The organism is Mucilaginibacter sediminis, from assembly GCF_051903035.1.
GTDB lineage: Bacteria > Bacteroidota > Bacteroidia > Sphingobacteriales > Sphingobacteriaceae > Mucilaginibacter.
In genome coordinates this window covers 548,089-561,659 of sequence record NZ_CP170602.1, presented here as the reverse complement: position 1 = coordinate 561,659, position 13,571 = coordinate 548,089, and the positions used below count along the sequence as shown (strand labels likewise).

Below are 13,571 nucleotides of genomic sequence, written 5' to 3'. Positions count from 1 at the left end.
AAAAAACGATTATGCCATTATTGTGAGACGGAAAATAGTTTTTAGCCGATATTCTCCAAAAAAAATATTTATGTTGAGGTCAACTGGCAGTGCATCAAATTAGCAAAACAAAGCTTCCCGATATGGAATATAAGTTATTCGCCCGGCGGTTTGTGGTTGTTACCGGAGCATGGCAAATTGGCCACAAACTATATTTTATAGCCTGTGGCATGACTGATCGGGTTGATCGGTTAAAAATCACGAACAACCATTCACCTAATCAACTACTCACTTAATCAACCCGCGCTGCCTTATCGCCTCATATAAAATAACCCCGGTTGATACCGATACATTTAACGATTCAATCTCGCCAAACATCGGGATTTTAGCCAGGTGGTCGGCTATGCGGATGATCTCGTTGCGGATGCCATCTTCTTCCGATCCCATGATGATGGCTGTCGGGGCGGTATAATCTGGCACGTAAATATCTTCTTTGGTTTTTTCGGTACAACAAACCAGCTGCAGGCCCGATTCCTGCAAAAACCTAACAGTTTGCATAAAATTATCATGGCGACAAACCGGTATCTTATACAGTGCACCGGCCGAGGTTTTTATAGCATCGGGGTTAATCTGAGCCGATCCTTTCGCTGGGATAACTATGGCATGTACACCTGCGCATTCAGCAGTACGCGCTATAGCACCCATGTTGCGTACATCGGTAATAGAATCCAAAACCAATATCAGCGGCACCTCGCCTTTTTCAAAAACATCAGGAATAATGTTCTCTATTTTTTGATAAACAATTGGCGAAATAAAAGCAACAGCGCCCTGGTGGTTTTTGGCCGTGAGCCTGTTGAGCTTTTCAATAGGCACTTGCTGTGCTGTAATATTATATTCGGTAAGCAGGGCTTTTAGTTCGTGCGATAAGCCGCCGGCCGCACCCCGTTGTATATATAATGCCTCAATCTCTTTGCCCGAAGTGATGGCTTCCATGATAGCCCTGATGCCAAACACCATCTGGTTACTTTCGCGCTGAGGTCTTGAATTAAATGTCATTTTTGATATGGTATATTTTGGCAAAAATAGCTATATTAATTGATTAAGCGGTTATTGAACTCAATTGACATTTTGGTTCACACCATTACAACTAACATTTTCAAACTTTATTAACACCGTTTTAAGTAACTATCAATGAGCTATTTAATATCCAAACTAACATCTTACTAACAATTGTGTGTTAATATCAAAAGCATTCAACACTATAAATTATTAAATTGAGAATGATTGCTTTAAAACCTCAATACACTATGTGGATGGAATAGTAGCATCGGTAAACTATTTTTTGTATATTTTTGTTGCCTTATGAGTTTTGAGAACGAGAATCAGTACAAGCCTAATACAAACGAACGCCGCAGCCGAATTACCAACCCAACTCCGTATACCGGAATGGGCAAGTTACCCCCGCAAGCTACAGACCTGGAGGAGGCGGTTTTAGGTGCGCTGATGCTGGAAAAGGATGCGCTGTCATCTGTTATCGACGTACTAAAATCCGAAGTTTTTTACCGCGACAATCACCAGAAAATATTTGCTGCCATTAAGGAGCTTTTCGAAAAATCGCAACCGATAGATATCCTTACTGTTACCGCCCAGTTACGCAAACAAGGCGACCTGGAAATGATTGGTGGGGCATACTATATTACCGAACTAACCAGCCGCGTAGCGTCTGCCGCCAATATCGAGTTCCACTCGCGTATTATCATTCAAAAATATATTCAGCGCGAGCTGATCCGCATCTCTACAGAAACCATCAACAGCGCCTATGAGGATACCAGCGACGTGCTTGACCTGTTGGATAAAGCGGAGAAAAACCTGTTTGAGATAGCCCAAAGCAATTTACGCCGTGACGCCCGTAAAATGGACGACCTGGTACAGGAGGCCCTGCGTGATATCGAATCGCTAAAAGATAAGAAAGATGGCTTAACCGGCGTGGCATCCGGGTTTACCGGGCTTGACCGTATGACTTCGGGCTGGCAAAAATCCGACCTGGTAATTATAGCTGCCCGCCCCGCAATGGGTAAAACAGCCTTTGTGTTAAGCTGTGCCCGTAACGCCGCGGTTGATTTTGACAAACCGGTTGTAGTGTTCTCGCTCGAGATGTCGTCAGTCCAGTTGGTAAATCGTTTGATTGCAGGCGAGGCCGAAATTGAGCAGGAAAAGATCCGTAAAGGAACGTTAGAAGAATGGGAATGGCAACAGATCCACTCAAAAATCGGCCGCCTGGAAAAAGCTACTTTTATTATTGATGATACCCCCGCGTTAAATATATTTGAGTTCAGGGCCAAATGCCGCCGTCTGAAATCGCAGCACGACATCCAGTTAATCATCATCGATTACCTGCAGCTGATGCATGGTAAATCATCAGACGGCAAAGGCGGTGGTAACCGTGAGCAGGAAATTGGTAGTATCTCGCGCGCGCTTAAATCAGTAGCCAAAGAATTAAACGTACCGGTTATCGCGCTATCGCAGTTAAGCCGCGCTGTAGAAACCAGGCCGGGTAACGCTAAACGACCAATGTTATCGGATTTACGTGAGTCGGGCTCTATCGAGCAGGATGCGGATATGGTTTTGTTCCTTTACCGCCCTGAATATTATGGCCTAACCGAAGACGAAGACGGCAACCCGACCCAGGGTGTAGGCGAGGTTATTATCGCTAAACACCGTAACGGTGAAACCGGCACCGTAAGGCTTAAATTTGTAGGTAAATATGTAAAATTTGCCAACCTTGAAGAAGGCATGGACAGTTTCCCCCCTATTGCCGGTAACGCATTTAGCGGCCTTGCACCATCGCAGGATTTTGAAAAGCAAAGTAATTTTATAATCCGCCCGTCGAGGATGGATGATATTGATGATGAGCCGCCATTTTAATTTCGGATTTGGGATGTTCGATTTCGGATTTGTTTTTGATAGCTGCCGCGAGCTTTCAGCTCGTGGTTATCAATGATTGCAGCTTTCAGCTGCACCACGCCAAAGGTTTAAACTATCAATCCTAAAATCACCCCAAAAACTATAATCAACGGTGCTTTAATTTTGGTAAATTTCAATAGCACAAACGTACAAGCCATTAACAAATAAGCCACCCAGTTACCGCCGAAAGGGCGTACCAACAGGATAAACGCTGTTGCCATAAAGCCTACAGCTACTGCATTGATGCCGCTTAACGAATTTTTGATACGTGTTATTTTTTTAAGATCTTCCCAAAAAGGCACGATGAAAAGTATCAGAATTAGCCCGGGGGTGTTTACGCCTATTACCGCAACCAGGCTACCAACTATTTGCCCGCCAACGCCATATCCTTTGTTACCTAAAGTTATCCCTCCCAAAAAGGAAGTAAATGAAAACGTAGGCCCCGGTAACGCCTGTTGCAAGGCATAACCCGAAAGAAACTCCGAACTGCTCAGGTAATGCTTCACCTCAACAAATTCGGTATAAAGCAAGGGTACCATTACCTGCCCTCCACCAAATGTGAGGATGCCGTTACGGTAAAAATTTTCGAACAGGCGGATGGGCAAACTGAAGGGCGACGTTTGGTTGATAACGGCGCCAAGGGCCGCAAAAAACAATAGGATACCAATGAAGTAAGCTACCTTATTAGGGTTTACATTTGAGTAGAGCTTTACCCTCAGCTCGTTTTCCTGTGGTTGCGTCTCCATCGCCGACGACAGGATACCACCTACCAAAATCAACAACGGAAAAGCATAGGCGCTTTGTAATATCAGCGTGGCAATTAACGACCCAATAGCCAGCATGGTGCTTACCCTTGTTTTCAAAAACTTTTGTGCAAAACTGTAAGTAGCGTAAGCAACAATACCCACTGCTACAGGCTGTACATAACTTACCACATGGTTAAACTTAGCCTGGTTGGCAAACATTTTATAGCTGATAGCAGCCATCCCCATTATGGTGGCCGAGGGCAAAATCCAGATAAAAAAAGTTATCAGCGCCAATTGTAAGCCGCCAACTTTCCAGGCTATACCTACCAGTGTTTGAGTTGATGAAGGGCCGGGCAATACCTGCGATAAGGCGTTCAGTTCCATTAATTCCTCCTCGGTAATATAACGGCGCTTTTGCACAAATTCGCGCAGCAAAACAGCTATATGGGCCTGTGGCCCGCCAAAAGCCGTAAAGGTGTACATCAAAACATCGCGAAGAAATAATAGATGGCGTTTGGTCATTGTGTTAGTTCATGGTTCATAGATCATTGTTCATGGTAAGTTCACGGCTAATTTGGCAATAGTTATTTAAAATCCAATGAAGCTACCATGAACTATGAACCTTCAACTACAAGCAAAATATTATACATCGTTGATTGTTAATTCAGGGCTAATTTGATGATAGTTTTTTTTAATAAAATGAAGTTGCTATGAACTATAGGCAAAATCAATAATCGTCATCATCTTCCTCAATACCCATTGCCTGCCGGTAAACAGCCTGCAATTCCGAAAATGCATGGTTATCGCGCTTGGCTTTGGTGATTTTCATGCCGTTTTCGTAGGTGGCAATAGCATCATCTTTGCGGTTCAGGGCCTCATAAAGTTTACCTAAGTGGTAATAGGTGCCGGTATAACCGGGGTGGTTATTTACCAGGTCTTCATAATATTCAAGCGACTTATCTACCTGATTAAGACGCAGATATTCGGTAGCGAGCGCGTATTTTAAAAACTCGTCGTTAGGTTCATTTTTAATAAATTCCAATAGCTTATCTAATCTGCTCAACTCCATTTTAAACTCTATGTTTTTTAGTTAAATTTGCCAAAACCTATTGTTATGAAGATTTTGGTATGTATAAGTAACGTTCCCGATACCACCACAAAAATAACTTTTACTGATAACAACACCCAATTTAATACCAACGGTGTTCAATTTATATTAAATCCTTACGACGAGATAGCACTTTCACGGGCTATCGAATTAACCGACGGCGGTAAAGGCACAGTAACAGTTATCAATGTTGGCGAAGTAAGCACCGAGGCTACAATTCGCAAAGCGTTGGCTATTGGGGCCACCGATGCGGTACGGATTAACGCGAAGCCACATGATGCGTGGTATGTAGCTTACCAGGTTGCTCGATATGCAAAAACTAACGCTTTCGACCTCATCCTGACGGGTCGCGAGTCTATTGATTATAACGGATCAAAAGTTGCCGGGATGCTGGGCGAGCTTTTAGATATTCCCTCGGTATCTATCATTAAAAAGCTGGATGCAGGAGATAATGAGGCGACAGTTGAGCGGGAAATAGAAGGCGGCAAAGAAATTTTAACCATTCCGTTCCCTTTTGTTGCCGGAACTGCCGAGGGTGTTGCCGAGCCCCGGATCCCCAACATGCGCGGCATTATGTCGGCACGTACCAAATCTTTAGTTGTGGTTGAACCTGTTGAGGTAAAAACATTTTCGGAAATCATCAGTTATGAAACACCGGCCCCGCGCGGACAGGTTACATTGGTAGCCGCAGATGACGTGGCCAAACTAGTTAATCTTTTACATACCGAAGCACGCGTTATCTAATTTAATTCAAATCGTTTTTTACGAAACTCATTATATATGTCAGTTTTAATATATGCGGAAAATGCCGGCGGCACATTCAAAAAATCAATTTTTGAAGCAGTAAGCTATGCCAAAGCCATTGCCGATCAAAATAATACCGATCTGATAGCCATCTCTGTTGGCGACGTAGATGCTGCTGGATTAGCCTCCCTTGGCAAGTACGGTGCAAAAAAAGTGCTTAATGTATCGGGCGATAAGCTAAAAAACTTCATAAACCAAGCCTACGCTTCTATCATAGCCGAAGCCGCAAAAAAAGAGGGTGCCGATGTTGTAGTACTATCAAACACTTTTTCGGGCCGTGGTTTGGCGCCGCGTTTAGGCGTTAAACTGGAAGCCGGTGTTGCCGATGGCGCTGTGGCCCTTCCGGATCAAAATGATGGAAAATTCAGGGTTAAAAAAACAGCTTTTTCGGGTAAGGCTTTCGCGATAGTTGAGTTAACATCGGCAAATAAGATTATCGCCCTTATTCCAAACTCTTATAAAGTTGTAGAAACCGGCGGCACCGCGCAAGTGGAAGATTTTGCGGCAGCAACCAAAGAATCGGATTTTAAGGCGATAATTAAAGAGATTGTTCGTGCTACTGATAAAGTTTCGTTGCCTGATGCCGAAATAGTTGTATCTGCCGGACGTGGGTTAAAAGGCCCCGAAAACTGGGGTATGATAGAGGAACTGGCCAATTTGCTTGGCGCAGCTACAGCTTGTTCAAAACCGGTATCTGACGCAGGTTGGAGGCCACATAGCGAACATGTTGGACAAACTGGTATAGCTGTCAGTCCAAATTTGTATATTGCGATAGGAATTTCAGGTGCTATTCAGCACCTGGCAGGTATCAGTTCTTCAAAGGTAATAGTGGTTATCAATAAAGACCCGGAAGCGCCGTTTTTTAAAGTGGCAGATTACGGGATAGTTGGCGATGCTTTTGAAGTGGTGCCACAATTAATAGCGGCAGTAAAAGAATATAAAGCTTCAGCGTAAATATTAGGTGCGATGGGTAATAACATGAAAAAAATTAAGCTGGATATTGTAGGCTTGTCATACAGCCAAACACAATCCGGCGCTTATGCTTTAGTTTTAGGCGAGGTAAGTGGCAGGCGCAGGCTGCCTATTATTATAGGTAGTTTTGAGGCACAGGCTATAGCTATCGAAATAGAAAAGATGACACCGAGCCGCCCGCTTACACATGATCTTTTTAAAAGTTTTGCGCAGGCGTACCAGATAGAGGTGCAGGAGATTATCATATACAACCTGGTTGATGGTATTTTTTATTCCAAGTTAATTTGTAGCGATGGTAAACGCCCGGTTGAAATTGATGCCCGTACATCAGATGCCATCGCCATAGCAGTCAGATTTGATTGCCCTATTTTTACTTACGAATTTATCCTGTCGACAGCCGGAATAGTAATTGAAGGCAACGACTTTGTTTACCTTGAAAATATCAACGAAACGCAGGAAGAAAAAACGGTTAACACATCAACAGTAGGCAGTGGCTTTGCTTCGTTAAGCGTTGACGAGCTAAAAACAAAATTGCAGGAAGCCCTTGCCGAAGAATCATATGAAAAGGCCGCCAAAATCCGCGACGAACTGAATAAACGAAAAGCGTCCTGATTATGGGTTTGAGAATTTCGATTTCGGATTTAGTAAATAAACCTGTACCGAAATTCTCAAATTCTATTATCCACACCTGTCAAATAAAGCCATTTTTGTAAACTCGTTAACAAAGCATAACATTTAGGATCATTTTGCTAAATTCTACCTCCCTTAGCTTTTTGATTTGCGTTTATTTCGCTACTTTCCCGTTTTTAATTTAACACTGACTAAAATTATTTAAACCCAGTACCGTATGAATATTAAGTTCCGCTTAATACTGATGAATTTTATGCAATTTTTTGTGTGGGGAGCTTGGTTGCTTACTATCGGCGCGTATTGGTTTCAAAACAAACACTGGTCAGGGGCACAATTCGGTGCTATTTTTTCAACAATGGGCATTTCATCAATCTTTATGCCTGCAATCACCGGCATTATATCAGACAGGTTTATAAATGCAGAGAAGCTATACGGCATAATGCATATCCTTGGGGCACTAACCTTATTCAGCTTGCCTCTTGTTACCAACCCCTCAGCTTTTTTTTGGGTGATTTTGCTGAATATGATGTTTTACATGCCCACATTGTCACTATCCATCACTGTATCTTATTCTGCGTTAAAAAGTAACAATATTGATGTTGTTAAAGATTTCCCACCTATCAGGATTTGGGGTACTATAGGTTTTATTGCAGCATTATGGACAGTAAGTTTAACGCATAGCGAAATTTCGGCGAATCAATTTTACATAGCTGGTGCGGTAGCATTGGTATTAGGTTTATATTCTTTCACCCTACCCAAGTGCCCGCCACTATCTGCCAAAACCGAAAAAAAATCATTTGCCAACTCGTTGGGGTTAAATGCGTTTGCTTTATTCAAAGACCCCAAGTTTGTTATCTTTTTCACCTTTTCCATGCTGTTAGGTGCTGCATTACAGCTTACCAACGCTTATGGCGATACCTTTATTCATGATTTCGCCAAAGTACCTGTTTATAAAGATTCGATAGCTGTTAAGTATCCGGCTATTATTATGTCGATATCGCAAATCTCCGAAACATTGTTTATTCTGGCTATCCCCTTCTTTCTGCGCAAATTCGGCATTAAGTATGTAATGCTTTTTAGCATGCTGGCCTGGGTTTTACGGTTTGGTTTATTTGCGTTTGGCGATCCCGCCGGAGGCTTATGGATGATAGTTTTATCATGTATTGTATACGGTATGGCATTTGATTTCTTTAATATATCGGGATCGCTATTTGTCGAAACCCAGGCAGCGCCAGAAATACGCGGAAGTGCGCAGGGCTTATTTATGATGATGGTAAACGGTTTTGGCGCTTTTTTTGGCAGCCGTATAAGTGGCATCGTGATTGATAAATTCTTCACACATGCCGACCAAAGTAAAGACTGGCATGGTATCTGGCTTAGCTTTGCCGGTTATGCTTTAGTGATAGCTGTTATTTTCCCATTTGTATTCCGGTACAGGCACAACGCGGCTTTGAAGCATGCTATTGAGCACGCTTAACAAATACGCAGTTGCTGTAAGCTTGTAAACCGATATAATCTTCTTAGCCGGCTTGTAATTTCAGGATTAAAGAGGGCTTGGTGACGGGTAATATCAACTACCCGATAAGCCTGCTGGTGTTGAAATAAAAGAAAAGCCCCTTAAATCATGTGATTTAAGGGGCTTTCGACTTGATTGGTATCGCATTTGTCGGGATGGCAGGATTCGAACCTGCGGCCTCCACATCCCAAATGTGGCGCGATACCGGGCTACGCTACATCCCGTTCCCGATTGGGTTGGCGAAGGTAAAATTTAAAAATCAAATAATCAACCCTTCCTGTTAAAAATGTTCAATATAAATATAACCCTCTAAAATACAAATCATTAAAAATTCCCTGGAAACATGAGATCAAGAAATAATCTTTCTGGCAAGGCCCAAACCGATCGTGGTAAATCAAAAAAGCCCTTAAATCATAGATTTAAAGGCTTTTTGATACTTACTGGTATCGCTTTTGTCGGGATGGCAGGATTCGAACCTGCGGCCTCCACATCCCAAATGTGGCGCGATACCGGGCTACGCTACATCCCGTTCCCGATTGGGTTGGCAAAAGTAGGATTTTTAATCAAGTTGCAAAACTTTTTTTCAATTAAATTTCAGGCAAAATGTTAACTTCTTCATTAGCGCATATTTGACGTTAAATATTCTTTTAATTTGTATCATTCGCAGCTATCGATGATGGTTTATGACCTATAAGTCATCAATACGACCACGCTCCTGTCAGTTCAGTTTGCTCGATTTATTCATTAATGCTGCAGACACCCCTAAACAAATTAAAATACCAATAACCAGCCCGCCGAATAACCTGCCCGAAAAAGCAAAAAGGTTGCTCGCCATATCAAAATAGTTAATGTAAACAATGCCTGCCAGGCAGGCAAACAGTCCACCTATAAGCAAAATCCTAAAGCTTTGAAATAAGGCGTCAAAAAAACCAATCTCGCCTTGCTTATCATCCTCACGGTAACGTTTCACCCCAAAATAAACACCGCAAAAGGGTATTAGTAATGATAAATACTCAACCGGGCTTACGTGGTTCCCGGTACTGTTATACCCAAATGACCGCATGATGAACAACCAGGTACCACTAAGGATACCCAGGATTAAACCTGTTACAAATGCATTTTTCATAATTTAGGGTGGCATATGATAATGCCTGATATAAAAATGCAAATTTTTTTATTGTTTTCCTGCAAATCACGTCTTTTTATTAGCGGTAATTCACCATCATATTTGTGAATCACAGGTCAGTCCCCTCTCATAACAACAACCAAACGCTATCGAACAGCGCTCTTCAAAAATAACGCCATAAAAAAAGCCGCTAAATTTTAGCGGCCCATATTTTTTCTGCCTTGATTCTTGACTCTCAGTTCTCGTTTCTTCGCGCCCGTTCCTTCACTATCAAACTCAATTCTCGGCTCATTTGGCCCGCAATGGCGGTATTTTCCTGTGCGCGACGGAACAAGTATGGCAGCACTGCTTTTATTGGCCCATAGGGCACGTATTTGGCCACGTTATATTGCGCATCGGCCAGGTTAAAGCTCAGGTTATCGCTCATGCCCAGCAACTGCGAAAAATAAACGTGCGGGTGTTTATGATCGATACCCTTGTTATCCAAAAGCTCGGCCAGCAGGCGGCAACTTTCCTCGTTGTGCGTACCGGCTATAAAAGCTATTTCGTTGATATGGCTGGTACAATAATCCAATGCCGAATCATAATCCAGGTCTGTTGATTTTTTATCGGGCTGAATTGGCGAGTTGTAACCCATTTCAAGGGCACGCTTACGCTCTTTTTCCATGTAAGCGCCGCGCACAATTTTTGCTCCTAATATAAAACCCTCGCCTTTGGCAATCTCGTGGTCGTTTAATATCGATGCCAGTTTATCATGGCGATACATTTGGTAAGTGTTATAAACAATGGGCTGTTTAGTGTTAAACTGCGTCATCATGGTTAAAGCCAGCAGGTCAATAGTTTCCTGTATCCAGCTTTCTTCGGCATCAATCATCACGGGCACGTTACTTTTATATGCTTTATCGCAAATAGCCAATACCCGGCTTTGCACCCTTTGCCATTCGCTTTCTTCATCGGGTGTAAGTGGCAGGCGGGCGTCCAGTTTCTCTAACAAAGCAAAACGGCCAACCCCGGTAATTTTAAATACGGTCAATGGGATTGCTTTATCTTTTGAGGCCCGTACTATGGTGCGGATGATCTCGTCCCTGGTACTATCAAAAACGGCTTCATCGTCCTCGCCTTCTATCGAATAATCTAAAATGGTACCTACCCCCCCACTATATAAGTTTTTGATGGTATTATCACACTCGGCAATAGTTTCGCCGCCGCAAAAGTGTTTAAATATAGTCGCCTTGATAAGGCCTTTGATCGGCAGTCCTATTTTAATAGCAAAGTTGGTCACCGGCGGTCCTATCTTTACCAAAAAATTAACATTTATGATTCTGAATAGCCAGTAAGCCCGACTAAGATCAGCATTAGATGAATGACGAAAAGCTATTTCTGTATTTTCAAAAGAGGGCTTACCGTGTTTGGAAGTATTATTAGTTTCGTTAGAAAGCATCCGCAAAATTATAAAAATGATAACTCATTATTCCATGAATAGTTTATTTTTGCCCACCATGATTGAATTTAAGTTAAACGGCGATTTTATCCCGATGATACAACTACTAAAAGCAGCTGGCCTGGTACCAACCGGCGGCGAAGCTCAAATAGCTGTAACAGAAGGCGAAGTAAGCTATAACGGACAGGTTGATTACCGCAAACGCCTTAAAGTAAAACGAGGCGACCTGGTTGAATTCAGAGGAAATAAAATCATGGTTATTTAAATTATGGACACCATTCAGAGCGATAATTACCCCATTTTTTTTGAAAATAGTATTGATGAACTGGCCAATTTTGTAAAACAAGGCCACTATTCGCGTTTTTTTATTTTAACCGACGAAAATACCGCCGAGCATTGCCTGCCCCTTGTAAAAAGCAAAATAGAAGATCAGGACAACTTTGATATCATTGAGATAAACGCAGGCGAAGAAAGTAAGGACATTGACTTTTGCATTGGCATCTGGAAAATGCTAATAGACTTTGGAGCCGATCGTAAAAGCCTGCTTATTAACCTTGGTGGCGGCGTTATCAGCGATCTGGGTGGCTTTGCCGCGTCTACATTTAAACGCGGGATTGATTTTGTACACGTACCCACTACCCTATTGTCGCAGGTAGATGCGTCAGTAGGCGGTAAAACCGGGATCGATATCGATAGTATTAAAAACATCATAGGTACCTTTACACAACCCAAAGCTGTATTTATTGAATTGGGCTTTTTAGATACCCTGCCTCCAAAACAAATCCTATCGGGCCTGGCCGAAATGCTGAAACACGGGCTTATCCAGGACGCCGCTTACTGGAACCAGTTAAAAACCAGCGACCTGAGCAAGCCATCAGCCGAACTGGTACACCGGTCTGTAGCCATAAAAAACAAGATCACCATTGAAGACCCGCACGAAAAAGGGATCCGCAAGGCTTTAAACTTTGGGCACACAATCGGCCATGCAGTTGAAACCTATTCACTGATCAATGATGAAGATCATTTATCGCATGGCGAGGCCATTGCAATAGGCATGATTTGCGAGGCCTACCTGGCGCATAAAAAAACAGGTCTGCCTGCCGAAGAACTGCAAGAGATAACTGATACACTTAATAACCTTTATCCGCGTTATACCATCCACGAATCAAGCTTCAATACGTTGTTCGAGTATATGAAAAAGGATAAAAAGAACCAGAGCGGTAATATAAATTGCACCCTGCTGACCAACATTGGTCAATGTAATATTGATAATATCTGCACAGAAGCCGAACTTTGTGAGAGTTTATTGTATTATATTAATTTGTAAATGCACCACTTAGATAAAGCGGAAATAAGCGCCATTGTAATACTTTGCCTTTTAGTTATTTTAACCCTTGTAGAAATGGGTTTAAGTTATTGGGAGGACAGGCATTACTACGAAACGCGCGATACTTTTACCAATATTTATCTTACCTCGCTTGCTGTTGTAACAAACCTTATTGTAAAAGGCAGCACATTTATCATCCTGAGCTTTACTTACAGGTATCGGTTATTTCAAATCCATAATGTTTGGCTGTATTGGTTTGTACTGATTGTTGCACAGGATTTTTTGTACTGGCTGCTGCATTACATTGGCCATTATTGCCGCGTTTTTTGGGCCATACACGTAACCCACCATTCGTCAGAACATTTCAACTTCACTACCGGTTTCCGTTCAACGGTGTTTGAGCCGTTGTATAGGGTATTTTTTTATTTGCCGCTGGCGTTATTTGGCTTTAGTGCTTTAGATATTTTATATGCCTACCTGGTTACGCAGTTTTACGGCAACCTGGTACATACACAATATAAAATTCCGCTGCCAAAATGGTATGGGTGGATTTTTGTAACGCCTGCACATCATCGTGTGCACCATGCATCAAACATCCCCTACCTGGACAAAAACATGGGCATGGTATTAATTTTATGGGACAGGATGTTTGGCACCTTCCGCGACGAGGATTTGCCCGAGCCTGTTAAATACGGCATTACCAAACAACCTGATGATATGGGTCCGGTAAATGTTATATTTCACGAATGGAAGGCGTTGATACACGATGTTAAACACGCGCCGGGTTTTAAAAATAAAATGGGGTATTTATTTAACCCGCCGGGCTGGAGTCATGACGGCAGTACGCAAACTGCAAGGGTAATGCAGCAGGAGTATGAAATTCAGCATATTTCGCCCCTCATCGAGCAAAAACAAACCGCTTAATTTTATTGCAAACCGTATAGGTATCGATGCTATA

13 protein-coding genes and 2 tRNA genes are annotated in these 13,571 nt (G+C 42.5%); 8 read left to right on the top strand and 7 right to left on the bottom strand.

Annotated elements, in window-relative coordinates; translation table 11 throughout:
• Window positions 1-267: 267 nt before the first annotated feature.
• Window positions 268-1,035 (bottom strand): 23S rRNA (guanosine(2251)-2'-O)-methyltransferase RlmB, encoded by a 768-nt coding sequence (gene rlmB / locus ACFGVS_RS02055; protein ID WP_090650107.1) that lies wholly within the window; start codon window positions 1,033-1,035, stop codon window positions 268-270.
• 306 nt (window positions 1,036-1,341) lie between these two features.
• Here rlmB and dnaB point away from each other — a divergent pair, with 306 nt between their 5' ends.
• Window positions 1,342-2,904 carry a replicative DNA helicase gene (gene dnaB, locus ACFGVS_RS02050; RefSeq protein WP_090650103.1) on the top strand — a complete coding sequence of 521 codons (1,563 nt, stop codon included), beginning with the start codon at window positions 1,342-1,344 and terminating at the stop codon, window positions 2,902-2,904.
• A gap of 107 nt (window positions 2,905-3,011) precedes the next feature.
• Here dnaB and chrA read toward each other — a convergent pair whose 3' ends face one another.
• Both chrA and ACFGVS_RS02040 read right to left on the bottom strand, forming a co-directional pair.
• Window positions 3,012-4,211 carry a chromate efflux transporter gene (gene chrA / locus ACFGVS_RS02045; RefSeq protein WP_439697243.1) on the bottom strand — a complete coding sequence of 400 codons (1,200 nt, stop codon included), beginning with the start codon at window positions 4,209-4,211 and terminating at the stop codon, window positions 3,012-3,014.
• A 205-nt stretch (window positions 4,212-4,416) separates the two neighbouring features.
• Entirely contained in the window at window positions 4,417-4,758 is a 342-nt protein-coding gene (locus ACFGVS_RS02040) for a tetratricopeptide repeat protein (protein ID WP_090650097.1), read from the bottom strand.
• A 45-nt stretch (window positions 4,759-4,803) separates the two neighbouring features.
• Here ACFGVS_RS02040 and ACFGVS_RS02035 point away from each other — a divergent pair, with 45 nt between their 5' ends.
• From ACFGVS_RS02035 to ACFGVS_RS02020, 4 genes are all read left to right on the top strand, one after another.
• Window positions 4,804-5,541, top strand: a complete 738-nt coding sequence (locus ACFGVS_RS02035; protein WP_439697242.1) for an electron transfer flavoprotein subunit beta/FixA family protein — start codon at window positions 4,804-4,806, stop codon at window positions 5,539-5,541.
• A 36-nt stretch (window positions 5,542-5,577) separates the two neighbouring features.
• The gene (locus ACFGVS_RS02030; RefSeq protein ID WP_439697241.1) at window positions 5,578-6,555 is read left to right on the top strand and encodes an electron transfer flavoprotein subunit alpha/FixB family protein; all 978 of its coding nucleotides are present in this window, start codon (window positions 5,578-5,580) and stop codon (window positions 6,553-6,555) included.
• 24 nt (window positions 6,556-6,579) lie between these two features.
• Window positions 6,580-7,185, top strand: coding sequence for a bifunctional nuclease family protein (locus ACFGVS_RS02025; RefSeq protein ID WP_090650448.1), 606 nt, complete (start codon window positions 6,580-6,582; stop codon window positions 7,183-7,185).
• Between the two features lie 235 nt (window positions 7,186-7,420).
• Window positions 7,421-8,680: a nucleoside permease gene (locus ACFGVS_RS02020; protein ID WP_090650088.1), complete on the top strand. Its 1,260-nt coding sequence runs from the start codon at window positions 7,421-7,423 to the stop codon at window positions 8,678-8,680.
• 189 nt (window positions 8,681-8,869) lie between these two features.
• Here the strand turns inward: ACFGVS_RS02020 and ACFGVS_RS02015 are convergent.
• From ACFGVS_RS02015 to ACFGVS_RS02000, 4 genes are all read right to left on the bottom strand, one after another.
• Window positions 8,870-8,943: transfer RNA gene (locus tag ACFGVS_RS02015), tRNA-Pro, on the bottom strand.
• Between the two features lie 231 nt (window positions 8,944-9,174).
• Window positions 9,175-9,248: transfer RNA gene (locus ACFGVS_RS02010), tRNA-Pro, on the bottom strand.
• 189 nt (window positions 9,249-9,437) lie between these two features.
• The gene (locus ACFGVS_RS02005; protein ID WP_090650085.1) at window positions 9,438-9,845 is read right to left on the bottom strand and encodes a DUF4199 domain-containing protein; all 408 of its coding nucleotides are present in this window, start codon (window positions 9,843-9,845) and stop codon (window positions 9,438-9,440) included.
• A 235-nt stretch (window positions 9,846-10,080) separates the two neighbouring features.
• On the bottom strand, window positions 10,081-11,286 hold the full coding sequence (locus ACFGVS_RS02000; protein ID WP_439697240.1) for a proline dehydrogenase family protein: 1,206 nt from the start codon (window positions 11,284-11,286) through the stop codon (window positions 10,081-10,083).
• A gap of 58 nt (window positions 11,287-11,344) precedes the next feature.
• Between ACFGVS_RS02000 and ACFGVS_RS01995 the strand changes: the two genes are divergently transcribed.
• The 3 genes from ACFGVS_RS01995 to ACFGVS_RS01985 are packed head-to-tail and all read left to right on the top strand — an operon-like array spanning window position 11,345 to window position 13,537.
• The gene (locus ACFGVS_RS01995) at window positions 11,345-11,551 is read left to right on the top strand and encodes an RNA-binding S4 domain-containing protein (RefSeq protein ID WP_439699230.1); all 207 of its coding nucleotides are present in this window, start codon (window positions 11,345-11,347) and stop codon (window positions 11,549-11,551) included.
• A 3-nt stretch (window positions 11,552-11,554) separates the two neighbouring features.
• Entirely contained in the window at window positions 11,555-12,613 is a 1,059-nt protein-coding gene (gene aroB, locus ACFGVS_RS01990; RefSeq protein WP_439697239.1) for a 3-dehydroquinate synthase, read from the top strand.
• The gene (locus ACFGVS_RS01985; RefSeq protein ID WP_090650073.1) at window positions 12,614-13,537 is read left to right on the top strand and encodes a sterol desaturase family protein; all 924 of its coding nucleotides are present in this window, start codon (window positions 12,614-12,616) and stop codon (window positions 13,535-13,537) included.
• Window positions 13,538-13,571 lie beyond the last annotated feature (34 nt).

Bases quoted from the DNA above. Each gene is read 5' to 3' on its own strand.
- rlmB (WP_090650107.1), bottom strand. From the start codon at position 1,035: ATGACATTTAATTCAAGACCTCAGCGCGAAAGTAACCAGATGGTGTTT.
- dnaB (WP_090650103.1), top strand. From the start codon at position 1,342: ATGAGTTTTGAGAACGAGAATCAGTACAAGCCTAATACAAACGAACGC.
- chrA (WP_439697243.1), bottom strand. From the start codon at position 4,211: ATGACCAAACGCCATCTATTATTTCTTCGCGATGTTTTGATGTACACC.
- ACFGVS_RS02040 (WP_090650097.1), bottom strand. From the start codon at position 4,758: ATGGAGTTGAGCAGATTAGATAAGCTATTGGAATTTATTAAAAATGAA.
- ACFGVS_RS02035 (WP_439697242.1), top strand. From the start codon at position 4,804: ATGAAGATTTTGGTATGTATAAGTAACGTTCCCGATACCACCACAAAA.
- ACFGVS_RS02030 (WP_439697241.1), top strand. From the start codon at position 5,578: ATGTCAGTTTTAATATATGCGGAAAATGCCGGCGGCACATTCAAAAAA.
- ACFGVS_RS02025 (WP_090650448.1), top strand. From the start codon at position 6,580: ATGAAAAAAATTAAGCTGGATATTGTAGGCTTGTCATACAGCCAAACA.
- ACFGVS_RS02020 (WP_090650088.1), top strand. From the start codon at position 7,421: ATGAATATTAAGTTCCGCTTAATACTGATGAATTTTATGCAATTTTTT.
- ACFGVS_RS02005 (WP_090650085.1), bottom strand. From the start codon at position 9,845: ATGAAAAATGCATTTGTAACAGGTTTAATCCTGGGTATCCTTAGTGGT.
- ACFGVS_RS02000 (WP_439697240.1), bottom strand. From the start codon at position 11,286: ATGCTTTCTAACGAAACTAATAATACTTCCAAACACGGTAAGCCCTCT.
- ACFGVS_RS01995 (WP_439699230.1), top strand. From the start codon at position 11,345: ATGATTGAATTTAAGTTAAACGGCGATTTTATCCCGATGATACAACTA.
- aroB (WP_439697239.1), top strand. From the start codon at position 11,555: ATGGACACCATTCAGAGCGATAATTACCCCATTTTTTTTGAAAATAGT.
- ACFGVS_RS01985 (WP_090650073.1), top strand. From the start codon at position 12,614: ATGCACCACTTAGATAAAGCGGAAATAAGCGCCATTGTAATACTTTGC.